The organism is uncultured Tateyamaria sp., from assembly GCF_947503415.1.
Lineage (GTDB): Bacteria > Pseudomonadota > Alphaproteobacteria > Rhodobacterales > Rhodobacteraceae > Tateyamaria.
In genome coordinates, this window is record NZ_CANNDS010000001.1 from 1077396 (window position 1) to 1102457 (window position 25062).

Below are 25062 nucleotides of genomic sequence, written 5' to 3' on the forward strand. Positions count from 1 at the left end.
TGCCATTGACTGGCCTTGGTTAAGGCCGCAGGCACCTGGCGGTGTCTCGAGAATTAGTCGTGCATCTCCGACCGAATCTGTTGGCGCAAGACATCAATGGGCACGGTCTGCCCATCGCGCTTGAAGCACCAATAGGTCCAGCCGTTGCAACTGGGCGCGCCTTCCAGATGGGCACCCACCTGATGGATCGACCCTTTGATATCATCGCCGATCAACGTGCCATCGGCACGGACCTTGGCCTTGTGGCGCTTGTTCATGGAATAGAGTTCCTCGCCCGGACGCAGCATACCACGCTCAACCAACTGGCCAAAAGGCACACGCGGCTCGGCGCGTTTCGAGGCGGACACAGTCAACGCCTCCTTATCGAACTTGCGAACAGCGGCGATGCGCTTCTCGGCCACCTTGCGGTACGCGGCCTCACGCTCGATCCCGATGAACTCGCGGCCCAGCATCTTGGCGACAGCGCCGGTGGTGCCTGTGCCAAAGAACGGATCAAGAATCACGTCACCGGGGTTGGTCGAGCCAACAAGCACACGGTGCAGCAAGCTTTCGGGCTTTTGCGTCGGATGCGCTTTGTCACCCTGATCATCTTTTAGACGCTCGTGCCCGGTGCAGATGGGCAGAACCCAATCGGATCGCATTTGAATGCCTTCGTTCAGGGCCTTCAACGCCTCATAATTGAAGGTATATTTGCTGGCTTCGTCCTTGCCCGCCCAGATCATCGTCTCATGGGCATTGGTGAAGCGTTTGCCGCGGAAGTTCGGCATAGGGTTAGACTTGCGCCACACCACGTCGTTCAGGATCCAGAACCCTTCATTCTGGAGCGCAGCACCAACCCGGAAAATGTTGTGATAACTGCCAATGACCCAGATCGCCCCATTGGGCTTTAGCAAGCGACGCGCAGCCTTCAACCAGGCAGTGGTGAACTCGTCATAAGCACGGAACGAATTGAACTGATCCCAATGATCATCCACCGCATCGACCTTTGAATTGTCGGGGCGGTGCAGCTCACCTTTCAGCTGCAAATTATAGGGCGGATCAGCAAATATCAGATCAACGCTGCCAGCAGGCAGGCTGTTCATCACATCAATGCAGTCACCCGCAAGGATTTGGTTCAAGGGAAGCGCCTCGGCGCCCTTTACATGTTTCGTCATCGTCTGCCTCTGTCCCCGGTGCATTTTGCACTCGTTGGTTGCAGCTAAGATGAGTCATACCCGATTCGTCGTCAAATTCTTTTTTGAATCAGTCACTTATGATTTTTTCTTGATACAACATATTGTGGACGGGTTTGAAGGTTCGTCTATGGTGTGGGGTCACCCCAAGATTTTCCAACGCCAACCTGTGGCTTTTTGACGGATATCCCATGTTCGTCTCCCAGCCGTAGCCGGGGTGCTGTTGCGCCAAATCCACCATGATCCGATCGCGACATATTTTGGCCACAATTGAAGCCGCTGCGATGCTGAGCGACCGGGCGTCCCCGCGCACCACCGGTGTCGCGCGAACAGCCAACCCGCGCGGCAGCATTGTCCCATCAATCAACACATGATCCGGACGTATCCGCAGCCCGGCCACCGCACGCTCCATCGCCAGATGCGACGCACGCAAGATGTTCAACTCCTCGATCTCCCGAACCGACGCATGAGCAACCGACACATCCGCAGATCCAAGAATGGCATCCAAAACCGCTTCTCGCTTGCGGGCAGTCAACTTCTTTGAATCGTCCAGCCCATCGGGAATCGCATGAGGGTCCAAAACGACTGCCGCCGCCGTCACGGGTCCGGCCAATGGCCCACGTCCGACCTCATCCACACCAGCCACGCGCCCACAAATCCGCGCTTCCATCTCAAAATCCGGCACAGCGTCATCCGTTTCTTCTGACCAAAAATACCACCGCCGGAGGCAAAACGCATTTTCCGGAGGAAAGTGCAAACATCACGTGTCGCCGCAAGGCGACGCAATGAAAAAAGGGCGGTGCCCGAACACCGCCCTTTGCAAGGTGGACCATGCAGGCATGGCCCATCTGCCCGCTCTTAGCGACGGGCCAATTGGTAACCATGCCGGTTCAGACACCGCGCCGAAAACCCTCGGCGCCAACCGCGGTTGGTATACACATCACGGTGGCATGCATGCGGCAGGCTGTTCACATGACGGTAGTGATTATTCAGACACCGCTGTCCAAATATCTGGCGATATCCACGGTCCGTCGGAACACTTCGCAGACATTGCTGCGGCAACAGCTTGCGGTTCACCCGTTTCGGAATTGGCTTGGGATGTACCGGTCTATGAACACTGTGGCGCTTCTTCTTGTCTTTCTTCTTGTCGTGAATGACGGCGCCCACGATGGCCAGTCCCAAGAGGGCGGCAATGGCCGCTCCAACTTCATCGTCTCCCGCACGGGCGGGGGCTGCGGTGAACCCAGTGATGGCAATTGCAATTGCTGCAACAAGGCCAATGAACTGACGGTGTACACGATGGGTCATAAGGTGTCCTTTCCAGGAATTGCGTAACAAGGCGAACGAAGCAGCATTGGTGCTGAACCGAACTTGGGCCACGCCCGGAAAGACAGGCAATAGCGGGCCTGTGTTATCCAATATCGCGGCGCTCAGACCGTTGTGGTTATTGAATATCTTGGGGTTTCAGCGCAGGTTGACCCCATGAAACAGATCGCCATATCCCTCGCCTTGTCACTGGCGCTGGCCGGGGCCGCTCAGGCCCAGTGCTTTGCCGACTACAAGGCCAAACAGGACAACCCGCTGCGTCTGCATTATGGTGTGGCGCAGGTGTCAGGCGCATGCAGCGCCGGTAACGCCACAGGGCAGCTTCGGTCGCGGCTCGCCGCACAAGGATGGACCTTGCTGCAAGTCCAGTCCGTCTTCGGCCCAGAGGGTCTCGATCAAAGGAAAGCCAGTGCAGGACAATACTACCTCCGCTTCTGAGATGCGGCGCACCGGCGGGCGGCTCGTGATCTTCGGGATCGCGGGCATCGTGCTGCTGTTGATCCTCGCCGCCGCGCTGCTGTTCTTCACACTCCCCGACGCCGGTGCCTTCGACGCCCGGGTCGAGCGTATGTTTATTGAGAACGCAGACCTCACCAGCCAAGCCGAAATCAAGCTCCTGGAAATCCTGGCCCAATCCGGCACCGCCTTTGCGGACACGCTTGCCAGCTACCGGCTGGTGATCTTCGTCCTGTTGGTCTTCGCCACAGGTATGATGATCGCCGCCCTCGTATTCCTTCTCTTGCTCGTCGGCTTCAACCGCCGCATGGCCCAGATCGAACGCGCGGGCATCCAGGTGAACTCCCTCCTGATCAGCCGCGAAGAAAACACCGTCTACCTCAACAACCTCGGCTTCAAACTCACAGACGCGGCCATGGAAACCATGTCGGTTCTGGCCGAGGCACGCATGGACGACGATGTGCTCTCCGGCTCCGAGATCGAGGGCGTGATCTCGGGCCGCTCCGCTGCGGATTGCGAAGAGGCGGCAGGCGCCACCCGCATCAAACGCCTGCGCGACACGCTGGGCAACCAGATCGTCAGCGAACTTCTGGTCAAGAACATCGCCCGACGCGGCTACATGTTGTCTGTGGAAAAAGACGTCATCAAAGTCCTCTGAACTTCATTTCGCCGAATAAACCGCCGCCGGAGGCGAAACCCATCTGCCGGATGGCAGATGTATCAAATCGCGTGGCGCGCACGCGCCGCAATTCACCAGTAGCCACGGGTGCGACCACGGGTCTAGGGTGCCCCAAATCAAAGGAGACTGCCCATGCCCGCCCCGATCAACCCATTCAAAGCTGCCATCAAAAGCGGCGAAACCGTCATCGGCTGCTGGCTCTCTCTGGGCGACCCCCTCGCCACCGAAATTGCGGGCACGGCGGGATTTGACTGGCTTCTTATCGACGGCGAACACACACCCTACGACATCTCCAAAATGCGCATGCAACTCATGGCGCTCGAAGCGTCAGACAGCCACGCCGCTGTCCGCGTACCTGTGGGCGAGACATGGATCATCAAACAGGTCCTCGATGCAGGTGCGCAAACCGTTCTGGTCCCCATGGTCGAAACGGCCGAGCAGGCAAAACAACTGGTACACGACGTGCGCTACCCCCCCACGGGCGGGCGCGGCGTCGGCTACTCCGGCGCACGGTGCAGCCGGTTTGGTGCCATCACCGACTACGGCCCCACCGCAGACGACCAGATCTGCCTGCTGATCCAAGTCGAAAACCGCGCAGGCATCGCCAATCTCGACGACATTCTCGCGGTCGATGGCATCGACGGCGTCTTCATCGGCCCCGCAGACCTCTCGGCAGACATGGGCCACATGGGCCAACTCACCCACCCGGACGTGCAGGCCACGATCAAAGGCGCAATCGCCCGGATCGAGGCGGCAGGCAAAGCGCCCGGTATCCTGACAACGACGCCCGAATTCACGCAAGACGCGCTCGACTGGGGCGCGCGCTTTGTCGCCACCGGGCTCGACCTCTTGATCCTCGCCAAAGCACTCCGCGACCTGGCCGCAACCTGGAAAGCCAAGGCGGGCTGAAGCCCGCCCTGCCGCCTAGCCTGCCTTCAACCCAACGGACGCCTGCGTATACCCACCCGCAGCGCCATCAATGAAGTGCACATGCGTGTCGTCCATGATGGACGGCACGATGCAGGTCATCATCGCCTCGTCCTGCGTGTGTAGCCCATAGCGCGCCACACCATCCGCCCGCGCCTCGTCCAGCACCGCGCGCAAGCGCGACACCGTCGCCGCATCGCAATCGACAGTCATTTTCAACCCGTCATCGAATTTACGGAAATCCGCATTGTCACCCACGGTCTTTCGATAGTGCGTGGGATCAAACCCACCCAGCTTGATCCCCGTCTTGATCAGCACCCAGGCAATCAACGTCTCGAACAGCACCTGCCGCTTGCGCGCCCTCACGCCTTTGCTCCCATGGCTGGCATGCGCCTCCAGCGTCGCCCCCGCAGGCGGCCAATCGGTGCCAGGGCCCTCGGGCGGCGACGGGTGCCCGCCGCGATCCAGATGCGCGACCTCGGCCAGCACCGCCTCGACCACCGTGCCGAACCGGGCCTGATCCACACCCTCAACAGGGGACAACAGCAGCGACAGGATCGTCCCGTTGCGCGCCTTCATATGGCTCCACCGACAACTCAGCCCCGTCAAATCGGGCTGTGTCCCCGCGGGGACAGGGGGCACAGTCTCTTCCCCGGCCTTCATCTGACCCTCGGCCCAACTCACACCGCCACCTGCAAACATGGCGTAATCCACACCCTCCGACACCGCATAGCGCGCCACGGCCACCTCCGGCCCCGCCGCCCGAATATCGGCAACAGAATACAGACCCACGCGCAGACCCATGCCAAACTCTGCCTCCGCCCAGACCCGCACGGCGGCCAAAGCACGCCCCGCCTCGTCCGCAAACTCCGGCGGATGGGCAAACGCGGCCCCATCGCCGCCAAACACATACGGAAAGGCCCGGCCCCCCGCCGCATTGATCTGGGCCGAGATCACCGCCGCCCCGATCATGTTGACGGTCTTGTACTTACCCGCCGCCACCGCATCGGTGGAGCCGACGATATCGGACACGCCAACAACCCAATCATCCGGAAGCGGCGTATAGCGCCCAAGATCAGCCACATCGTCAAAGGCCGTCAGCCGCGGCAGGTCATCATAGAACATCTCTGAACCCCTTCCCGCCAGACCCTAACACGGGTCCGCCCCCACACAATGTCCCTTGCGCGCACCCCAACCCCATGCGACCCAATGCACAGGGAACGGAGACCTCCATGCAAACCGGACTGATCCTGCTGGCGCTGGCCTATGTGCTCAGCCAGTTCTTTCGCGCCTTCCTGGCCGTACTCACAGGGCCGCTCGAAACGGAGTTGGGCATCACACCCGATGTGCTGGCCACAGCCTCCGGATATTGGTTCCTCGCCTTTGCACTCATGCAACTGCCCGTGGGCAAAGCGCTAGATACACTTGGCCCCCGCCGCACAGGAGGCTGGCTGTTCCTCATCGGCGGGGCTGGCGGTGCTGCCCTCTTCGCACTGGCCCAAGGCCCTCTTTACATCCATGCCGCCATGGCCCTCATCGGCATCGGCTGCTCACCCGTCCTGATGGCCAGCTTCTACATCTTCGCGCGCGAGTTCGATCCGGCCCGCTTTGCCACGCTCGCCGCGCTGATGATCGGCATCGGCACCATCGGCAACCTGATCTCAAGCTACCCCATGGCCTTCGCGGTCGACACGATGGGCTGGCGCAACGCCATGTGGGTCCTGTCGGCAACCACGGCGCTGATCGCCATCGGCGTCCTTCTGTCCGTCCGCGACCCGGCCAGGGCCGACGCCGCGGGCCAAGGATCACTTCTGGACCTGCTGCGCATGCCCGCCCTGTGGTTCATCTTCCCCATCATGTTCGTCAACTACGCCCCCGTCGCCGCCGTGCGCGGCCTCTGGATCGGCCCCTACATGCGCGACGTGTTCGACCAGACGACAGCCCAGATCGGGATCGCCACGCTGGTGATGAGCCTCGCCATGATCCTCGGCACCATCGCCTATGGCCCGCTCGACCGCATCTTCGGCACCCGCAAATGGATTGTCTTCGCGGGCAATGCCCTGACCGTCGCCATGCTGGCGCTGGTGATCCTGTGGATCGACACAGGTCCGTGGATGTCCATCGCCCTCTTTGCCGCCATCGGCGCCCTCGGCGCGTCCTTCCCCGTCATCATCGCCCACGCCCGCAGCTTTTTCCCACCGCACCTGACCGGGCGTGGGGTCACACTGATGAACCTCTTTGGCATCGGCGGCGTCGGGGTCATGCAAACCATCTCGGGCCGCATCCACACGGCCACGGCAGGCGGCGACCCCACAGCCCCCTACATCGCCATCTTCGGCTTTTTCGCCATCGCCCTCGCGATAGGTGTGGCCATCTATGCACTCAGCCGTGACTCGACTGACTGACGCCCTTTCCCCCGGCAGGCATTGGGTGTAAGGCCCACGCACCTACCCGAAAAGGAGTCGAAAATGGGGTATCGTGTCGTCGTCGCGGGCGCCACCGGTAACGTGGGCCGCGAAATGCTGAACATCCTGGCCGAGCGCCAGTTTCCCGTGGACGAGCTGGCCGTTCTGGCAAGCCGCCGCAGCCTGGGGACAGAGGTGTCCTTTGGTGAGCAGACATTGACGACAAAGGACCTTGATACCTTCGACTTCACGGGTTGGGACATCGCGCTCTTCGCTATCGGCTCGGACGCGACCAAGAAATACGCACCAGCCGCGGCCAAGGCAGGCTGCGTGGTCATCGATAACTCGTCGCTTTACCGCTACGACCCCGATGTCCCGCTGATCGTGCCCGAAGTGAACGCCGACGCGATCGAAGGCTATGCCAAGAAGAACATCATCGCCAACCCCAACTGCTCGACCGCGCAAATGGTCGTGGCGCTGAAGCCGCTGCACGACCGGGCCAAGATCAAGCGCGTTGTGGTCAGCACCTACCAATCCGTGTCGGGTGCCGGTGCTGCTGGCATGGACGAGCTGTGGGACCAGACCAAGGCCGTCTACAATCCCACCACGGACGTGGAGCCCGCCAAGTTCACCAAGCAGATCGCCTTCAACGTGATCCCGCATATCGACAGCTTCATGGACGATGGCTCGACCAAGGAAGAGTGGAAGATGGTCGCGGAAACGAAGAAGATCATCGACCCGTCGATCAAGGTCACGGCGACATGCGTGCGGGTGCCCGTGTTTGTCGGCCACTCGGAGTCGGTGAATATCGAAACCGAGGACTTCCTCGACGAGGACGAAGCACGCGACATCCTGCGCGAAGCGCCCGGCATCATGGTGATCGACAAGCGCGAAGACGGCGGCTACGTCACGCCGATCGAATGTGTGGGCGACTTTGCCACGTTCATCAGCCGTCTGCGGCAGGACAGCACCATCGACAACGGCCTGAACTTCTGGTGCGTGTCGGACAACTTGCGCAAGGGCGCTGCCCTGAACGCGGTGCAGATCGCAGAGGTGCTGGGCACGCGGTGCCTAAAAAAGGGCTAGGTCTCAAACGCAGCTTGCGGGGAACAAGGGGCCAATCGGCCCCTTTTCTTTTGGCCCGCACGGTGCAGACTGTCGGTACCCAACCTAAGGTGCCCCCATGCGTTTCGCCCTGATCCTTGCCCTGCTGCCCCTGCCTGTTCTGGCTGACACCTTCGTCGTACAAGCCCCGCTAGTGGCCGCCACGGTCTATGCGCAAGGGGCGCTCGTCTCTCGCAACGCAACGGTCGACCTGCCCGCAGGCCAACACACGGTTGAGCTGCGCGATATGGACCCGAGCCTGTCGCTGGACGCGATGGACATCCGTTTGACCGGGGCCACGATCATCGCCCGCAGTTGGACGCAGCGGCCAAACGCCCCTTACCGCGCACCGCGTACACCCGACTGGGTGGCTGCAAAGGACGCCCTCGACACCGCCACCGAAGCACTGGCGGCATTGGATGATCGGATCGCATTGGCCCTTGCGTCAGCCCAAGCAGCCCAGGATCAGATCGAATTCCTGAACGGGCTGACAGTTCCCGAAGACGCGGCCACAAATGTGGACGACCTGCGCGCCATCGGTCAATTGATCGCCAGCGACGGCACTGCCGCTCGCGCCGCCATGCGCGCAGCCGAGGCCGAAGCGCGGCAACTCCGCCGCGATCGCCCCGATCTGGAGTTCGCCATGGCACAAGCCCAAGCCGCGCTGGATGCTGTCACGCCGACAAACACGGCCCCTGCGACCTTGTCGCTCAACGTCAGCGTCCCGCAACCGGTCGCGGTTGCGCTGGACCTGACCTACCTCACAGGTGGCGTATCTTGGGCTCCGGTCTATGACATCAACTTGACGGACGACACGGCTCTTTCAATCGCGCGCAGCGCCGTCATCTCGCAATTCACGAACGAGGATTGGACCGATATCCAACTGACCCTCTCCACCCTCGAACCCTTTGCCCAATCCGAACCCAGTCAACTCTGGCCCCAAAGGCGCCGGATCGAAGACCCGGTGCAGCAAAAACGCGAACTGTCCCGGCTGCAAGCCGACAGCGTCATGGGTGCCGCTGAACCCATCATGGAAGCCCCCGTGATCGTAGAAGAAGCCGCCGCCGCCAACTTCGACGGCATCGGTGTTACCTACACCCTGCCCACCCTCGTCACGATCAAGGCACGCAGCGAAGACCTGCAGGTCGCTCTCGATACGCTGGATATGGATGCCACGCTCAGCGCACAAGCGATCCCGCTTTTTGACGAAACCGCATTCCGGCTGGCAAAAATCACCAACACCAGCCCGGAAATCCTGCTGCCCGGACGCGCGCTGCTTTATGTGGATGGGCAGTTGGTCGGCAGAACACAGGTTGCTGCACTGCCACCGAATGCAAAGGCCGACCTTTTCTTTGGCCGCATCGACGGCCTGCGCCTGACCCGCACGGTGCTGGACCGCAACGAAGGCGACCGCGGCATCATCACCCGGTCAAACGAGGAAACCGAAGCCGTACGGATCGAGGTCGAGAACCTGACAGACCGCGCGTGGGACGTGGCCGTGCGTGACGCGGTCCCGTTTTCCGAACAGGAAGATCTTGAGATCGACTGGTCTGCTTCACCGGCCCCAGACCACGAAGCCGTTGATGATCAGCGCGGCATTCTGGAATGGCAACTGTCGCTGGACGCAGGTGAAACCGAAACCATTTCCATAGATACCACGCTCACATGGCCCGAAGGTAAGGTGCTGCGCTAGTCAAAAGGCCGCTTTAAACGTGCGCTATGCGGCACTTTTGCGAGTTCGGTCAATTTGTACGCAAGTGACATTACTTGCTACCACGTTGTTTCAAATGGATAAATCTCCGGATCATTGCACTCGTTAAGACGGCTCGGTGTCCGGGAAAGCAATTGGTAATACCGCTCTGTCATACCTGCCTCATCGGCCGGCTACATGGTCGGCCTTGGGACGAAAAAGGCGGGTAACGCCTTGATCCATGTCCCCGACGCAAACGCAATTGATTGCGTCAAAAACGGCAGAATGCCGCATTCCATCGCAGGATCAAACCAGTGGCCGGGGTCGTGGGTGACCCGACGCCAGAGGACAGATGCCTATGCGCGGTGGACAGCGGTTGATGCACGAAACATCCGCGCGGTGAAGGAACCAGTGAATGGGGTGAGTGGCGCGCGGGTTTGTGGGGTAACGAGTGGTCTGGGCGGCGCATTCTGAGGGACGTGCCGCCCTTTTTTCGTTCAGAACCGTTCGGCGCGCAGCACTTCGCAATCGCTGACCGTGACCACGCCGATATGCCGTTCCACAACGGCAAAGGCGGCATCCAGCATCTCATCGAGGCGCTCGGGCTTGATGATACAGACGACCTGCACCATGCCTGTTCCCCGACTGACCTGCCCCTCGCGGCTCCATGCGCCCGACCGACCCGATCCGCCCAACACGGGCAAAACCGTCCACCCGGTCACGCCTCCGTCGGACAATGCATCGGTCAGACGGCTTTGCATCACCTGTTCGATGATGATGGCAACACGTTTGGCCTTGTGCGTCTGCATGGGCTTATCCTCCGGTCAGCGCGCTGGCGATGGCGACATAGATCGGGATGCCAAGCGTCAGATTGAATGGGAATGTAACCCCTAGCGACAGGGTCAGGTAGATGGACGGGTTCGCCTCGGGCAGAGCCACGCGCATGGCCGCGGGCACGGCGATATAGCTGGCCGAGGCGGACAGAACCATGAACAGCGCCACGCCGCCCGTGCTGACACCCAACAAAAGGCCCGCGATACAGCCAAAGGTGGCCCCCACCAGCGGCATCACCATGCCAAAGACCAGCACACCGGGCTTCAACACACCTGACCCACCGCGCAGGCCCCGGCCCGCGACAAGCCCCATATCCAGCAGGAACAAGCACAAAACACCCTGAAACGGCGATACGATGAACGCGCTGATCTTGGCCAACCCGTCCACACCCGTGATCCAGCCGATAACGAAACTGCCAACCAGCAGGACGATGGACCCGTTCAGCATGATCTCCCGCAACAGCTCAGGGTCCATGCGCCGACTGTCCCCACCGCGAGAGATCAACCACAGAGCCGACAGGATCGCAGGCGCTTCCATCGCCGCGGCCACGGCAACCATGTACCCTTCGGACGCGATCCCGCTGCTGTCCAAGACGGAGGTCGCTGCCACAAAGGTGACAATGGAAATCGACCCGTAATGCGCAGCAACGGCTGCGGCATCCAACCGGCTCAGATTGCCCATGACCTGCAACAGACCAAAAGCGACAACGGGCAAGGCCGCGGACAACACGATGCCCGCCAGCAGGGACGCCGCCAAAGTGCCGTCAATCCCATGATCGGCCACGCTCACGCCACCTTTGAAGCCGATGGCAAACAGCAGGTAAATCGACATGCCCTTGGCCACGGCTTCGGGAATGTTCAAATCCGACCGGGCCAAGGACGCCGCCACGCCCAGCGCAAAACTCAGGATGATGGGCGACAACAGGTTTGTCGCCGCAAGGCTCAGGATTTGGTCCAAAACTGTCCCCTCGGGTGGCCCGGATCAAACGGGTTGAAAATCAAGCGTCTTGCCCATGAACTGCTTCAGCCCACCTTCGGCAATATCAGTCCAAAGCCCATGCACGCTGAGGGAGCCGTTGTTCACCCGCTCTTCCACGAACGGGAAGGTCATCAGGTTCTCCATCGACGTGACAACGGCCAGTTGCTCAAGGCGCTGCGCCTTGTCCTCGGGTGCGGCCAAATCGGCCACTTCGGGGAACTTGGGGCGCAGGATGTCCATCCACCGACCCACAAAGCTTTCCTTTTCCTCCAGCTCGGGCGCGCGGCCCTCGCACATGTCGATACAGCCCTGCACGCCGCCACAACGGGAATGGCCCAGCACGACCAGATGCGCGACCTGCAATACGTTCACGGCATACTCGACGGCAGCGGAGGTGCCATGGTGGTCGCCATCCGGCTCATAGGGGGGCACAAGGTTTGCAATGTTGCGGTGGATAAAGAATTCACCCTGATCGGCGCCAAAGATCGACGTCACATTCACCCGACTGTCACAGCAGGAAATGACCATGGCGCGCGGACGCTGACCTTCGGTGGCCAGGCGCTTGTACCAAGCGCTGTTCTCTTCATAGGTCGTGGCCTTCCAGCCCTGATACCGCTGCAAAAGAAACGTCGGAAGCGGCTTCATCCTGTGCATGTGCGTCCCCGGTCAGTCTGTCATGTCGCCCTTGGAGGCGGTGATTAGCCCCATTTCGCAACAAATTCGAGCGAAAAGACAGTGCGCGCATAACGATTTGGGAAGGGTCTGTGACCTATACCCAAGACCAGCCGTGGGGGCAGTAAGACTTTTGGGTGAGTAGAGGTGACGTTTTGTCAACAGTAACACAAATTCAGCTGCACGAGTCCGTGCAGGTCAATCACGACCGCCTGAACGCGCTTTACGGGGAAATGGACCCCGCAAACGCGGAGGATGTCGTATGTCGCGCGATGGAAGAACTGGCCCTGCGCATGGGTCATTGTGATCGGTTGTACCGCAAGGGTCAGCTCAATGATCTGCGCCGATCAGCGAAGTCACTGATCGCGATTGCCGATCAAATTGGCATGGATGCGCTTGCAAAGGTCGCGGGTGACGTCGTCCGCTGCGCCGAAGCACGGGATCAGGTCGCCATCGCAGCAACCCTGGGCCGACTGCTGCGCACGGGCGAGGGATCGTTGACCGCGATCTGGGATTTGCAGGACGTCACAATTTGACGGTGCCTGCGCCCACTTGCGGCGATATGCAAACTGGTTAGGCTCTGCGCAACACAACCGCAGGATCTTTTCCATCATGACGCTTAGCTTTGCCGCTCGGACTGACACGACCCGGCCCGTTCGCCTATTGGATGACACGGCCGCCCCAAGCTGGCTTGCGGATCAGCCCGAGCCGGTTCGGAATTGGGCCGAAACGCACGGTTTTACCGGGGCGATCGGTCAGGCTCTGCTTCTTCCGGGTGATGCAGGTGCCATTGTTGGATATGGCAACACAAAATCACGCGCCCGCGGTCGGTTCCATCTGGCCGCGGGCGCTGCCAAGCTGCCGGCGGGCACTTACGAACTTGTGTCAGACCTTGCCCCCGGCACGCTGGAAGTGGAGGCACTTGGCTGGCTTCTGGCAAGCTATCGGTTTGACCGGTACAAGGACCAATCGCCAATGGGTGCCGAGCTTGTAGCGCCCGACGGATTGGATGCCGCGCGGATCACTGCGATTGCCAATGGCGAAGCGCTCAGCCGCTCATTGATCAATACACCTGCATCGGACATGGGGCCACCGGATCTGGAACAGGCCGCCCGCGATCTCGCGTCGACCTTTGGTGCGCAGATCAACGTGACAACGGGTGAAGATCTGATCGCGCAAAATTATCCGATGATCCACACGGTCGGGCGCGCTGCTGATCGCGCACCCCGTCTGATCGACATGAGATGGGGCAACAAAGGTCCAAAACTTGCACTTGTGGGCAAAGGTGTGTGCTTTGATACCGGCGGGCTGAACCTCAAACCCGGCAGCTCAATGGGGCTGATGAAAAAGGATATGGGCGGGTCCGCCGCCGTGCTGGGCCTTGCCCACATGATCATGGCGACCGGGCTGCCCGTGCAACTGCGCGTGCTGATTCCGGCCGTCGAAAACAGCGTGTCCAGCAACGCCTTTCGCCCGCAGGACATCCTGACCAGTCGCAAGGGCCTTACTGTCGAGATCAACAACACCGACGCCGAAGGGCGCCTGGTACTGGCCGACGCGCTGACCTTGGCTGACGAAGGCGAACCCGATCTCATCATATCCATGGCCACGCTCACGGGTGCAGCGCGCGTCGCCGTCGGCCCCGACCTCGCGCCCTACTATACGGATGATCCTGAATTGGTGTCCGCACTTGAGGCTGCAGCAACGTCCACCGCCGACCCTGTCTGGCGGATGCCTTTCCACACGCCTTACGAGGCGATGATCGAACCCGGGATCGCCGATCTGGACAACGCGCCCAAAGGCGGGTTCGCGGGCTCCATCACCGCAGCGTTGTTCTTGCGAAGGTTCGTGGACACAAGCCGCTACATGCATTTCGACATCTACGGATGGCAACCCAGCGACGCGCCCGCACGACCAAAAGGCGGCGTCGGCCAAGGCACGCGCGCCCTGCTTGATGCTTTGCCGCAGATGTTGAACCTTTGACAGACCGCCGCACAACACCCGACCCCCACTTGGTCGATGGCACGACGCCGGGCCAGATTTCTGCCGCCCATACAGATCTGCTGTCGCGGCCAAGCGGCCCACGCGACCGGCAACTCATTGCAGGGGCGACAGTCACTGTGCTTGTGCAGACAGACGGCCACGCCTATGTCCGTGCCGATCTCGACGGCTATGTCGGCTTTGTTCCGGCAACCGCAATCGGCCCTGTCACGCCCGCAACGCATTTGGTCATAACGCCCGCCGCCCATGCCTACAGTGCCGCAAACATTAAGACCGCCGAAACGGCAACACTGACCTTCGGCGCAAAGGTCACGGCATTGTCGGACACACCCGACTTCATCGAAACAGCCTTCGGCCACGTGCCAAAGGCACAACTTTCGCCGCTGCCCTTCACGGCAAACGCCATCGAAACTGCGCGCCTCTTCCTCGGCACCCCATACCTCTGGGGTGGCAACACACGGGCAGGCATCGACTGCTCCGGCCTCACCCAAATTGCACTCACCACCGCAGGCATCCCATGCCCCGGCGACAGCGACCAGCAAGAGGCAGCGTTCGAAACAGCCAACGGCCCACACCAGCCCGGTGACTTGTTGTTCTGGAAAGGGCATGTTGCCCTCGTCACAAGCCCCACCCACATGATCCACGCCAACGCGTTTCACATGTCAGTGGTCGAAGAATCCATCGACACCGCCAAAAAACGTATCGCGGCCAAAGGCGGTGGCGATATCACCAACCACTTACGTCCCTGATCTTCTTCTGGCTGAAAATATCCCGGGGAGCTCGAGGGGCAGCGCCCCTCGTCAGCAAAAATAAGTCGCGCCCGCGTCAGCGGACAATTGGATCACTCAACGGCCCGGATCAGCTTGCGCTCCAGTACCCGCAACACGGTCTTCAGATCATGCCCTCGGCGCAGCACCTGACCATCCATACCAATAACGGCGTACATGCCTTGCTTGCCGCGCAGCTTTGGGCGCTTCTCAATCCGGTACATCGGGTTTTCCGCCGTCCGTCGAAACACGGAAAACACGGCAACTTCCTTCAGGCAGGAAATCCCGTAATCGCGCCATTCGCCCGCGGCCACCATGCGGCCATAAAGGGACAGGATCACCGACAACTCGGTCCGATGGAAAGCGACCTGCGGGCTTGGCATTTCTCGCAGATTTGAGGGAGGAGGCGTGTGAAGCGTCATGCCGCAACACTTGCGCGGCGCGGCCACAATTTCAAGAGGCAAGCCAATGCGCTTGAACGTGTTACAGAACCCATGCAATGTCACGCCAGTCTGAAACGCATAAGGGAGGATGCCGGATGACACCACAGCAGCGCGCCCAGCGCAGCGCCGACAGCATGTGGGCCTCTGACCAGGCCAGCCAGGCGCTCGGCATGGAGATCAAACATATCGCACCAGGTCACGCCACGCTGACCATGTCGGTGCGCGACGACATGTTGAACGGTCACGGTATCTGCCACGGCGGCATGATCTTCACGCTGGCCGACAGCGCCTTCGCCTTTGCCTGCAATACCTATAACATGCTCACAGTTGCCCAACAAAACCAGATCACCTACCTCACGCCCGGACGACCCGGTGAACTGCTCACCGCCACCGCGACCGAAACAGCCCGCCAAGGCCGCTCCGGCACCTATGATGTGACCGTGACAGGCGCAGATAACCGCCAGATCGCCCTGTTCCGTGGCCTGTCGCGCACCATCCAAGGCACCCATTTCGACGAGGACGCAGAATGAAAGACCTCACGCCCGCCCCGAACACCCTCGACCCCATCGAAATCGCCAGCCGGGACGAGATTGAGGCGCTCCAACTCGACCGCATGAAATGGTCCCTCGCGCACGCCTACGAAAATGTGCCGCACTACAAAGCCGCCTTCGACGCCGCGGGCATCCACCCGGACGACCTGATCTCCCTCAGCGATCTGGCAAAATTCCCCTTCACCACAAAACAGGACCTGCGCGCCAACTACCCGTTCGGCATGTTCGCCGTCCCGCGCGATCAGGTGAAACGCATCCACGCATCATCCGGCACGACAGGCCAACCGACCGTCGTGGGATACACCGAAAACGACCTCAGTCATTGGGGCCAGGTCGTCGCCCGATCTTTGCGCGCCGCAGGGATGACACCCGGCGATCTGCTACACAATGCCTATGGCTACGGCCTATTCACCGGGGGTTTGGGCATCCACCTTGGGGCCGACGCACTCGAGCTTACAACCATCCCAATCTCTGGCGGCATGACACCCCGCCAAGTTCGGCTGATCGAAGACTTCAAACCCAAGGGCATCACGGTCACCCCGTCATACGCCCTGTCGATCCTTGATGAATTCACCGCACAGGGCCTCGACCCCCGCGCCTCGTCGCTCGAAGTCGGCATCTTCGGCGCTGAACCCTGGACCAATGCCATGCGCCGCGAAATCGAACAGGCCTTCGACATGCACGCGGTCGATATTTACGGTCTCTCGGAAGTCATTGGCCCCGGTGTGTCCATGGAATGTGTGGAAACCAAGGACGGGTTGCACATCTGGGAAGACCACTTTTTCCCTGAAATCATCGACCCGAACACAGGTGAACCGGTGGCCGAGGGCGAAATGGGCGAGCTTGTCTTCACGTCGCTCACCAAGGAAGCGTTCCCGATCATCCGCTACCGCACCCGCGATCTCACGCGTCTGCTGCCCGGCACCGCACGCACCATGCGGCGGATGGAGAAAGTCACAGGACGGTCCGACGATATGATCATCCTGCGCGGCGTGAACGTCTTCCCCACCCAGATCGAGGAATGCCTGATGGCCACCCATGGTCTCGCTCCGCATTTCCAGATCGAACTGTCCAAACCCGACCGCATGGACCAGATGCGGGTGCTTTGCGAAGCAAACGATCAGAACACGGATCGTGCTCACGCGGCTCAGGCGTTGGCCGCTCAGATCAAGCAGACCATCGGCATTACAGTAACTGTGGATGTCGCCGACGCAGGGCAAGTCGCCCGGTCACAAGGCAAAGCCGTCCGGATCGTTGATCGGCGCTAAAGCATAGGGTTCTCGATCCGATACTGGACAGCCGACGCACGATCTACCGAATTGGGAATACGCTGTAAAAAAAACTTGAACTTGGCTCTTTCTGGAAAGCCTTGGAAAAGTCCGTTGCTGCTGCGGCACTTGAGGCGCCAAGTCGGGTGTCAAATCGCTTCGCGTCTGACCCTTCCCGGCGTCGTACCGAGCACTTTGTTGAACACATCTGTCATATGGCTTTGCGAGCTGAACCCGCATGCGTAAGCGATCGACACAATCGAGTCATCGGAATTACGCAAGCTCCGTTTGGCGTGGGCGAGACGCCGTTCCGTGACATACCGATGTACGTTTCGGCCAGTGGCTTTTCGGAACTCGCGTGACAGGTGATACGGACTGACGCCAGCAATCTCGGACAGCTCTTCCAGGGTATGGCTCTCGCTCAGGTCTGCCTCGATATGATCGAGAACGCGTTGCACCCATCTGGATGAAGCAGCCGGTTTTCTTGGGCGTATGTCGCTGTGCCGCGTATGATGGCGCATGCGGAGCATCAACAACGTAGCGGCCGCATCGATTTCTTCCTTTGTTGGGCTGGGCAACTCGTCAATCCAGAACCCTGCGATCAGCTGCGCAATGGCAAGCAGAGTGTCGTCTTCGGCGTGGCAGATCGCGCGCAGACCCGACCGTTCATTCAGGTTGATACTGCCACTGTCCGCTGCCTGAATCGCGTTATCCATGCGGGTAGCGTCGAAGGCAAGCTGTATGCTCCACCCCGAACGCGCCGCCGCGATCTCGCGTTCACCATTTGCAGGCAGGAAAACGAATGTGGAGGGCCTCGAAACGGTGCCAAGGTCCTCAAAGCCCGCAACCTCATAGGTGCCGTCAGACTTCCCAAGATAGATATCGAGGAAATGATGCTTGGCTGGCACTGTGATCCGGCACGCGCCGGGTCGCCGCACGACAAGTAGATAGTCCGACCCTTGGAAGTGCAGCGCTTCGTCTGTGGCATGGTCTCGTCTATGCATCGTTCTGAATGTCCATTGAAACGTTACAAGCCGACTTAGGTTCAGGCCCTCTTGCGTTCTTTCGACGCAGGCCGACGTATTGAAATCTTGCGATACGCGATCGTTGACAGGATCGAGCAAACTTCCGGAAGCCGCCATTTGCGATGGGTGGTATGATTGCAAACAGGAACACGTGCGTGCACATCACGACGAAGCCTGTCGCCCTTTGAGGCGGTGTGTATGAGTCCGGTTCGAAAGAGCATCACGAAACTGCGCAGGTAAGGCGCGTCTGAATGTTGGCGTTTGCCCAACCAACCGCTCAACTGCCGGAGACACCTGCATGATAGAGCCTGCTCAACTGCACGAGTCGCTGTGCCACATCCTCGGCAACACATGCCGTTTGTCGCGGACAGCCAAAAGCTATGAATGGAATGTGTCTGGGCGCGGCGCGGTTTTGGCACAGGCCTGCTTTCGCGAGCAGGCCGAAGCGATGCACATGTCGATAGACCCGCTCGCGGGCCATATTGTGGATTTGGGCGGCCACGCGGTGCTTGATTATTCGGATGGGGTTGTTGCGGTCAATCCGCCGACTGCAAACGGAATACCCACGCTCAGGGAGATGGTGCGCAACCTACATGAAGGGCATCGCCAAGCGATCCACTCGGTTGGCGCAGCCATTGACGTTGCGCGCGAGGCCGATGACGAAAGCACAGTGCAGCTTATGGCGACGCATCAGGCGGCGCACCGCGCGTGGCGGCGCAGGCTTGCGTTGGTTGAGCAGGACGTTTGAGGCAGTACCCGCAAGATTTCGATAGAAAGGTCACTTTCGAAAGGTCATATCGAATTACACACCTATATATCGCATATCAGATCGGACAGCAGTTGAGACCGGGGAGCGGTTATGAGACAACAATTTGACCTATTCAGCACTTCCGGGCGGGGCATTGGGCCAAACGTGCTGATATTGACGGGATCCCGTCGGGAGCTGACACTATGAGCTATGCGCGAATAACGGCGACGCAGGAAAAACGGCCTACATTGCGTGCATTTGACTGGATGGATGCCGTAAGCCAACTGGAGCAACGGCACGTCGTTGTTCGACCAAAATCCGAAATCAATTGCGCACGCTTTTCCGTTGCGGCGCATCAATCGCATATCGATGCTGAATACGGTAATGCTGTTCTTGTCTTGTCGACCCAATCCGCGGGCAAGCTACGGGTCGAAGCGGGTGGCGGTAAGCACGACGCCGAAATTCGTTCGGGATCGTTGACGTTCATGCCCCCTGGCATTGATCAACACTATGATTTTGATGGCGAAACGACAAACACGTTTCTTTCGATTAATCAGTCTCTGCTTGACCGCGTTGCGGAATCCAACCCGGGTTTGGGACGTGTAGGCGGTCTTGAGCCGCGTGCCTCCTTTTTTCGGCCGGCGCTGCAAAAACTGGTCGAGGAACACTATGCGGTCATGGCCGCCGGAGACGATGGTTGGCGGGTGTTGTCCGAAGCGATTTCGCTCCGCATTGCGTACGAGATTTTCACGGCTTTCAACGGTTCTGATGCCCAAAAGGCTGGTGCAGCCCCGCTGACCCAAGCCGAACTGAATACGTTGATTGAATTCATCGAAGCAGAGATGGAGCACAATTTCGACCTCAGCGACATGGCGGGCCTGCTGGACCGGGACGCCTTTGGGTTTTCCCGGGCGTTCAAGGCTGCAACGGGCGAAAGCCCGCACCAATTCCTGATCCAGCGGCGTCTGATGCGGGTCAAGCAGATGCTGGCGCAGAGCAACGCACCTCTGGCCGAGATTGCTTATGCGACAGGCTTTTCGAACCAGTCGCACATGACGGCGGCCTTCTCAAAGGCGATCGGCGTACCTCCTGGCGCGTTCAGAAAGGCTTTGCGGGCGTGACCTACCAGAATACCGGTATCAATAAGATGCCTGCCGCGACGATCCCTCTTATTGATCCTCTGTTGAGTGGTTTGAAGGAAAGCGAAGCTGTCAGTAAATTTCTGGAGTCCCTCAAATTGCCCGCGACGCTGCTGTTTCGCAGCGATGCCACGGCTCCTCTGAGGTTCCTGTTCATCAATCAGGCGCTTGAGAACATGTCTGGGTTTGAAGGCGCTGATTTGATCGGTGAATCGCCGCGTCTGCTTCTTGGTGAAGACACCGACTATCAGGCCGCCCTGTCGTTCAGGCAGGAAGTTGAGCAGGTTGGGCAGGCGTTCACCACAATGACCCATTATCGCAAGAACGGCACGTCACACGAGGTGTTCGTGCTGGGCGCGCGCGTGACACCGCTGGCCCAACCCGCTGATGAGGCCGCCGTCTTTGCGTTCTTTGTCTTTCATCTGGCTGACAACATGTTCGGCTCGCCGCGCCCACCGCTAAACAAGCGACGTCCAACGGCGAATTAAGGGAAGTATCCTTCGAATTCGCTGTTCTCTCCGGGCATTCTGGGGGCGTGCGAGAGCGGTGCAGAAATTCTGGTGACGGCTAAATTGGTTCGGCGGGAGAATGCGGGAATAAGCAACGTCTCCTGACGGATTGCTTTTCTGTCCGGCGGCTTTGCCATTCTTCACATCAGCGCCGTGCTCCTACCCTACAGCTTGAAGACACGGCGCAATACGCGAAAGTTCCCTTTAACCTGACTCTCCCAAGCTCGGTTGCGAACCTTTGCAGGACGGCGTCAAATTCGTAGTTGGAGGTCGCATCCTAGACCGCCTTGCCCTGCTCCTTCATCAGGCCTTTTCGGATCTTCCCACCCGTTGCGTCGTTCCAATCTGCTTTGCGAACGGCTTCGACAACGCACCCATTGGTCAGCGATACGGCAGAACCTTGTGGTGCCAGTGGATTTCATCGCGCAATACCTACCGATCAAGACCGATGCGGACAACGGGTTTGATCCGATGGTCGATGAGCTTGCCGCACTGATTTGGGGTGACGCTGCCAAACAGAAGGTAGGCGTGATCTTCAGTATCATCTCCGATTTCTACGTCGGTCGCGTCTCAATTGGCGCAAAAGCTTTGTCTCAGGATGAAAGCCAACCGCTGCGAACACTCATCTCCGCGGCTTTGCATGCGGTTTTGTCACCGGGGAATGATCGGACAAGCGGATAACCGTCAGAGTTGGTTCGAGGAGATGTATGAAGAAGAAGCTCCCAAGCCTCAGTAGTCAGTCGTTTGAGCAAACCCGCGCAACGGGCCGCAGTCCCCATCTTCCCTCTCAACTCGGAACAAACGTTCGGCCTTTCGAGGTCACATCTTTGTCGACGTAGAGTTCGGGGTTATCTGAAGAGCCTGAACCTCACCGCAGGGTCAGGCAAAGGATCCCTGACAAAACCACCCCGGCGACATGCCTCCGCCATGCGCATAGAACAGCCACAACCGCTGCCCGTCCTCCGTATCCGTGACCCAATAGTCCCGCGTCCCCGACCGCCAGTTCGGGTCATCCAGCCACCATTCCGGCGCAATGCGTTCCGGCCCAATGGCCCGCTGCCGGGTCAGATCCATCCCTCGCCAGCGAAAGCTTTGCGGTAATTTGGGCGTGGCAGGCGCGTGTACAGGCTCGGGATGCCACAGCAGCATGGGGCGTGGGTTCGGGGGCAAGGGCCACGGCCCCTCATGCGGCTTTGACCAGGCCGCAGACATGATTTTATGTGACTTTTCAGGGATGTTGCTGTCCGCCGGTTCAAAGCGGCGGATCGCATCCAGCCCCACCCGCGCGCCCAACCGCCCGATCAGATCGTCCATCGCATTAGCGTTGTTCAACCGCGCCTGCACCGCCGCCCCGGCCTCCCGGTGGCCCACGGTCATCACGTCGTGCATGGGCTCCACCTGCACCGCCAGAACGCGGATCATGTCGATGCCAAAGCCCGCATCGATGCCCTCGATCTTCATCTCCAACAACGGGCGAATGCGATGTGGATCATGGGTCGGGCGGGCCAGCCCCACCTCTACCACCTCGACCGCATGGTCACTGCGAAAGGCCTGCAACATCACCAGCCTCGTGCCTTTTCCCTTATCTTCCAGCATCTTGCACAGTCTCGGCAAAACACGATCAATGGCTGCCATCACGTCCTCGGCCAACCCAATGGGGTCGGGCAGGGTCATGCGCACCGCAAAATGATCCGGCGGCTTGGCAGGCGACACAGGCTCAGGCGCACTGCCCATCGCCTGATCCAGCCGCAGCACCAGACCCCGGCCAAAACGGCGGGCCAACCCGGCCCGCGGCTGCCCCAGCAAATCCCCAACCCGGCGCAGGCCCAAACGGCCCAGCTGTGCGGTCATCTCAGGCGCGAGCCGCAAGGCGGCAATAGGCAAGGGCGACAGCGCGCTATAGGTCTGGCCAGGCGGCGAAATACGCGTGACATCAAGAGCCTGCGCCGCAACGGCTGGGGCCGCCCCCCCCTTGGTCCAATGCCGCCGCTTGCCCGCACGGGACCGTGTGGCGCGCGCCTCCTGATCAATGGCATCACCGGACCGATCCGATCCAGTCGCACGACCTGCATAGCGGGCCAGCGCCCACGCCGCCCCCCGTGTATCCGCTACACCCATCAACACGCTCAGGCCCAGATCGGTGCAATCATCCTGCACCACCTGCATCAACTCCGCCTCGCCCCCGAATAGATGCGCACAGCCTGTCAGGTCCACCACCAAAGCGTCGCCATCCTCGGGTGCAACCCACGGGCTGAACTTGCCCGCCCAGCGCTGCAGCGCCTCAAGAAACTGCTTTTCGCCCTGCTCGGATCGGGGAAACGTCAACAATCCCGGACACATGGCATGAGCATCGCGGACCGGTTGCCCGACCTGCAAACCGTCGCCCTGCGCGACCCCGTTCAGGGCCGTGATCACCTGCATGTTCTGGTGTTCCTCCACCACGGCAACGGGCTGATCGGCCAGCATGGGCTGACGGCGGATCAGGCGCTCGGCCCCCAGCCGGGGGAACCAGATGGACAGGATACGACGGTCGGGCATACGCAAATGTTCGCATTTTGTTCTGATTATGGATATGCTGAGTCGCGGGCCCGAGTCGAGAAGTCAGATCAGGAAAAAGTCAGACGCCGTAGCGCGCAAGGAAGGTTTCGACGGCACTGTCGACGACCCGGTCGATGTCGTCCTCGGTCACGGTATCAATGACCCCAAACATCAGGCGTGGCCAAAGATCCGCTTTGCACAGCTCACCAAATTGATCCGCCGCCAGCGTAAAGTCCTCGACTTTCAGCTCGCCCCGCTCAACCGCAGCCCGAAAATAGTCACCCATCTCGGCCCGCATCCGTTCCGGCCCCGACTTGTAAAAGGCACGCCCGATCTCGGGAAACCGATCCGATTCCGCCACACAGATGCGAAACACCTGCTGGCCGAATTTCGAGGTGATGAAGCGCAGGAAGTGCTTGCCCGCCTGACACAACACATCGCGTGGGGCGGCTGTCATGTCGATATTGTCGATGGCATCCTGGCTTTGGCGGGCACATTCCGTGTTCGCAACTTCCATGAACAACAAGCGCTTGTCCGGGAAATAGCTGTACAGCGTCGCCTTGCTGACCCCTGCCGCGCGGGCAATGTCATCCACGCTTGCCCCTTCAAACCCGTCCACCATGAACACATCGCGCGCGCCGTCCAGCACCTGGTCAAATTTCCGGCCCTTGCGGACGATGGGGGTTGCGTCGTTCATCTGCCATCCTGTTTCGGGGAATAACGCCAATATAAACCGCTTCGTTCACTTTCCATACCAAAAAAGTCATCCCGCCTGTTGCATCTTCGATCCTGTGGGGCATGATAGTTTGGAATGGTTCTAAAGTAACGGTGGTACGATGCGCTTCACGACCCAACGCAAACGCTTCAGCGACCTGACCGAGCAAGAGGTTCTGGCCCTCGCCATTTCATCCGAAGAGGACGATGCACGCATCTATCGCGGCTATGCCGAGCGGTTGCGCACGGATTACCCCGCAAGTGCCGCCATCTTCGAAGACATGGCGCTGGAAGAAGACGACCACCGCCAGCGCCTGATCGACCTGCATCGAGACCGCTTTGGCGACACGATCCCCCTGATCCGGCGCGAACACGTGTCTGGCTACTACGCCCGCCGACCCGTGTGGCTGGTCGAAAACCTGAGCCTCGAACGTATCCGGTCCGAAGCCGAAGCCATGGAACGCGATGCCGAACGCTTCTATGCCGCCGCAGCCGCCCGCACCTCTGACGCGGCAACGCGCAAATTGCTTGGCGATCTCGCCGCCGCCGAGGCAGGGCACGAAGCAAAGGCCGAAACACTGGAAGCCGCCCATCTCGACCCGGACACACGGTCCACCGAAGATGAGAAAGCGCATCGCCAGTTCATCTTGACCTATGTCCAACCCGGCCTTGCGGGTCTGATGGACGGCTCCGTCTCCACCCTCGCGCCCATCTTCGCCGTGGCCTTTGCGACCCAAGACACCTGGACCACGTTCCTTGTCGGCCTTGCAGCATCCGTGGGCGCGGGCATATCGATGGGCTTTACCGAGGCTGCATCCGACGACGGCCAATTGTCTGGCCGCGGCTCGCCCATCAAACGCGGATTTGCGTCCGGCATCATGACCACTGTCGGGGGCTTGGGCCACGCGCTGCCGTACCTGATCGCGGACTTCTGGACCGCCACGATCACCGCCATCTTCGTGGTCTTTGTCGAGTTGTGGGCCATCGCATGGATTCAGAACAAGTACATGGATACGCCATTCTGGCGGGCAACTCTGCAGGTGGTCGTAGGGGGCGCGTTGGTTTTTGCAGCCGGGGTGTTGATCGGCAGTGGATAGGCGGCGCCACACGCGCTAT

General features: G+C 60.3%; 27 protein-coding genes. 16 read left to right on the forward strand and 11 right to left on the reverse strand.

The annotated features are described in order from the left end of the window. Positions 1 to 53: 53 nt before the first annotated feature. From Q1A32_RS05160 to Q1A32_RS05170, 3 genes are all read right to left on the reverse strand, one after another. Positions 54 to 1154, reverse strand: coding sequence for a site-specific DNA-methyltransferase (locus tag Q1A32_RS05160; protein WP_299650411.1), 1101 nt, complete (start codon positions 1152 to 1154; stop codon positions 54 to 56). A gap of 88 nt (positions 1155 to 1242) precedes the next feature. After that, a complete protein-coding gene (locus Q1A32_RS05165; protein ID WP_299652790.1) occupies positions 1243 to 1842 on the reverse strand; it encodes a ribonuclease HII in 600 nt (199 codons plus the stop codon). A gap of 188 nt (positions 1843 to 2030) precedes the next feature. After that, the gene (locus Q1A32_RS05170; RefSeq protein ID WP_299650413.1) at positions 2031 to 2480 is read right to left on the reverse strand and encodes a hypothetical protein; all 450 of its coding nucleotides are present in this window, start codon (positions 2478 to 2480) and stop codon (positions 2031 to 2033) included. A gap of 174 nt (positions 2481 to 2654) precedes the next feature. Here Q1A32_RS05170 and Q1A32_RS05175 point away from each other — a divergent pair, with 174 nt between their 5' ends. The 3 genes from Q1A32_RS05175 to Q1A32_RS05185 all read left to right on the forward strand — a co-directional run bounded on the left by Q1A32_RS05175 (position 2655) and on the right by Q1A32_RS05185 (position 4542). After that, the gene (locus Q1A32_RS05175) at positions 2655 to 2936 is read left to right on the forward strand and encodes a hypothetical protein (RefSeq protein ID WP_299608679.1); all 282 of its coding nucleotides are present in this window, start codon (positions 2655 to 2657) and stop codon (positions 2934 to 2936) included. After that, positions 2908 to 3612, forward strand: a complete 705-nt coding sequence (locus tag Q1A32_RS05180; protein WP_299608677.1) for a hypothetical protein — start codon at positions 2908 to 2910, stop codon at positions 3610 to 3612. The genes Q1A32_RS05175 and Q1A32_RS05180 overlap by 29 nt, the downstream gene beginning before the upstream one ends. Positions 3613 to 3765: 153 nt before the next feature. Next, positions 3766 to 4542 (forward strand): HpcH/HpaI aldolase/citrate lyase family protein, encoded by a 777-nt coding sequence (locus tag Q1A32_RS05185; protein ID WP_299650416.1) that lies wholly within the window; start codon positions 3766 to 3768, stop codon positions 4540 to 4542. 15 nt (positions 4543 to 4557) lie between these two features. Here the strand turns inward: Q1A32_RS05185 and Q1A32_RS05190 are convergent, their stop codons facing one another. After that, positions 4558 to 5685 (reverse strand): DUF3095 domain-containing protein, encoded by a 1128-nt coding sequence (locus tag Q1A32_RS05190; RefSeq protein WP_299650419.1) that lies wholly within the window; start codon positions 5683 to 5685, stop codon positions 4558 to 4560. A 107-nt stretch (positions 5686 to 5792) separates the two neighbouring features. Here Q1A32_RS05190 and Q1A32_RS05195 point away from each other — a divergent pair, with 107 nt between their 5' ends. The 3 genes from Q1A32_RS05195 to Q1A32_RS05205 all read left to right on the forward strand — a co-directional run bounded on the left by Q1A32_RS05195 (position 5793) and on the right by Q1A32_RS05205 (position 9762). After that, a complete protein-coding gene (locus Q1A32_RS05195; RefSeq protein WP_299650422.1) occupies positions 5793 to 6965 on the forward strand; it encodes an MFS transporter in 1173 nt (390 codons plus the stop codon). Between the two features lie 63 nt (positions 6966 to 7028). Beyond that, on the forward strand, positions 7029 to 8051 hold the full coding sequence (locus Q1A32_RS05200) for an aspartate-semialdehyde dehydrogenase (RefSeq protein ID WP_299650425.1): 1023 nt from the start codon (positions 7029 to 7031) through the stop codon (positions 8049 to 8051). Positions 8052 to 8148: 97 nt separating this feature from the next. Then, positions 8149 to 9762: a DUF4139 domain-containing protein gene (locus Q1A32_RS05205; RefSeq protein ID WP_299650428.1), complete on the forward strand. Its 1614-nt coding sequence runs from the start codon at positions 8149 to 8151 to the stop codon at positions 9760 to 9762. 494 nt (positions 9763 to 10256) lie between these two features. Here the strand turns inward: Q1A32_RS05205 and Q1A32_RS05210 are convergent, their stop codons facing one another. From Q1A32_RS05210 to Q1A32_RS05220, 3 genes are read right to left on the reverse strand one after another with little or no spacing between them, the layout of a single operon-like run. Beyond that, positions 10257 to 10568: a transcriptional regulator gene (locus tag Q1A32_RS05210; protein WP_299608660.1), complete on the reverse strand. Its 312-nt coding sequence runs from the start codon at positions 10566 to 10568 to the stop codon at positions 10257 to 10259. A 4-nt stretch (positions 10569 to 10572) separates the two neighbouring features. Continuing rightward, complete coding sequence (locus tag Q1A32_RS05215) at positions 10573 to 11550, reverse strand: sodium-dependent bicarbonate transport family permease (protein ID WP_299650431.1); 978 nt, start codon at positions 11548 to 11550, stop codon at positions 10573 to 10575. 24 nt (positions 11551 to 11574) lie between these two features. After that, positions 11575 to 12225, reverse strand: a complete 651-nt coding sequence (locus tag Q1A32_RS05220) for a carbonic anhydrase (RefSeq protein ID WP_299650434.1) — start codon at positions 12223 to 12225, stop codon at positions 11575 to 11577. A gap of 173 nt (positions 12226 to 12398) precedes the next feature. Between Q1A32_RS05220 and Q1A32_RS05225 the strand changes: the two genes are divergently transcribed. From Q1A32_RS05225 to Q1A32_RS05235, 3 genes are all read left to right on the forward strand, one after another. Next, positions 12399 to 12779 carry a hypothetical protein gene (locus Q1A32_RS05225; RefSeq protein ID WP_299613937.1) on the forward strand — a complete coding sequence of 127 codons (381 nt, stop codon included), beginning with the start codon at positions 12399 to 12401 and terminating at the stop codon, positions 12777 to 12779. 76 nt (positions 12780 to 12855) lie between these two features. Then, positions 12856 to 14226 (forward strand): M17 family metallopeptidase, encoded by a 1371-nt coding sequence (locus Q1A32_RS05230; RefSeq protein WP_299650438.1) that lies wholly within the window; start codon positions 12856 to 12858, stop codon positions 14224 to 14226. After that, complete coding sequence (locus Q1A32_RS05235) at positions 14223 to 14993, forward strand: C40 family peptidase (RefSeq protein ID WP_299650441.1); 771 nt, start codon at positions 14223 to 14225, stop codon at positions 14991 to 14993. Before Q1A32_RS05230 ends, Q1A32_RS05235 begins: the two co-directional genes overlap by 4 nt. A 92-nt stretch (positions 14994 to 15085) precedes the next feature. Here Q1A32_RS05235 and Q1A32_RS05240 read toward each other — a convergent pair whose 3' ends face one another. After that, positions 15086 to 15433 (reverse strand): DUF2794 domain-containing protein, encoded by a 348-nt coding sequence (locus Q1A32_RS05240; RefSeq protein ID WP_299650444.1) that lies wholly within the window; start codon positions 15431 to 15433, stop codon positions 15086 to 15088. Between the two features lie 116 nt (positions 15434 to 15549). On the opposite strand from Q1A32_RS05240, the gene paaI reads away from it, so the two are divergent. Together paaI and paaK are read left to right on the forward strand one after the other, a co-directional pair. After that, complete coding sequence (gene paaI, locus Q1A32_RS05245; protein ID WP_299650447.1) at positions 15550 to 15984, forward strand: hydroxyphenylacetyl-CoA thioesterase PaaI; 435 nt, start codon at positions 15550 to 15552, stop codon at positions 15982 to 15984. Then, a complete protein-coding gene (gene paaK, locus Q1A32_RS05250; RefSeq protein ID WP_299650450.1) occupies positions 15981 to 17273 on the forward strand; it encodes a phenylacetate--CoA ligase PaaK in 1293 nt (430 codons plus the stop codon). Before paaI ends, paaK begins: the two co-directional genes overlap by 4 nt. A 149-nt stretch (positions 17274 to 17422) precedes the next feature. Here the strand turns inward: paaK and Q1A32_RS05255 are convergent, their stop codons facing one another. Then, positions 17423 to 18277, reverse strand: a complete 855-nt coding sequence (locus tag Q1A32_RS05255) for a helix-turn-helix domain-containing protein (protein WP_299650453.1) — start codon at positions 18275 to 18277, stop codon at positions 17423 to 17425. 319 nt (positions 18278 to 18596) lie between these two features. Here Q1A32_RS05255 and Q1A32_RS05260 point away from each other — a divergent pair, with 319 nt between their 5' ends. The 4 genes from Q1A32_RS05260 (at position 18597) to Q1A32_RS05275 (ending at position 21375) form a co-directional block, all read left to right on the forward strand. Then, complete coding sequence (locus Q1A32_RS05260) at positions 18597 to 19046, forward strand: ferritin-like domain-containing protein (RefSeq protein WP_299650456.1); 450 nt, start codon at positions 18597 to 18599, stop codon at positions 19044 to 19046. A 203-nt stretch (positions 19047 to 19249) separates the two neighbouring features. After that, positions 19250 to 20167, forward strand: coding sequence for an AraC family transcriptional regulator (locus Q1A32_RS05265; protein WP_299650459.1), 918 nt, complete (start codon positions 19250 to 19252; stop codon positions 20165 to 20167). After that, positions 20164 to 20673, forward strand: a complete 510-nt coding sequence (locus tag Q1A32_RS05270; protein ID WP_299650462.1) for a PAS domain S-box protein — start codon at positions 20164 to 20166, stop codon at positions 20671 to 20673. Before Q1A32_RS05265 ends, Q1A32_RS05270 begins: the two co-directional genes overlap by 4 nt. Before the next feature lie 426 nt (positions 20674 to 21099). Next, entirely contained in the window at positions 21100 to 21375 is a 276-nt protein-coding gene (locus Q1A32_RS05275; protein WP_299650465.1) for a hypothetical protein, read from the forward strand. A gap of 198 nt (positions 21376 to 21573) precedes the next feature. Here the strand turns inward: Q1A32_RS05275 and Q1A32_RS05280 are convergent, their stop codons facing one another. Beyond that, positions 21574 to 23232 (reverse strand): DNA polymerase Y family protein, encoded by a 1659-nt coding sequence (locus Q1A32_RS05280; protein WP_299650468.1) that lies wholly within the window; start codon positions 23230 to 23232, stop codon positions 21574 to 21576. Positions 23233 to 23311: 79 nt separating this feature from the next. Further along, complete coding sequence (locus Q1A32_RS05285) at positions 23312 to 23929, reverse strand: TetR/AcrR family transcriptional regulator (protein ID WP_299608625.1); 618 nt, start codon at positions 23927 to 23929, stop codon at positions 23312 to 23314. A gap of 139 nt (positions 23930 to 24068) precedes the next feature. On the opposite strand from Q1A32_RS05285, the gene mbfA reads away from it, so the two are divergent. Continuing rightward, the gene (gene mbfA, locus Q1A32_RS05290) at positions 24069 to 25043 is read left to right on the forward strand and encodes an iron exporter MbfA (protein ID WP_299650516.1); all 975 of its coding nucleotides are present in this window, start codon (positions 24069 to 24071) and stop codon (positions 25041 to 25043) included. Positions 25044 to 25062 lie beyond the last annotated feature (19 nt).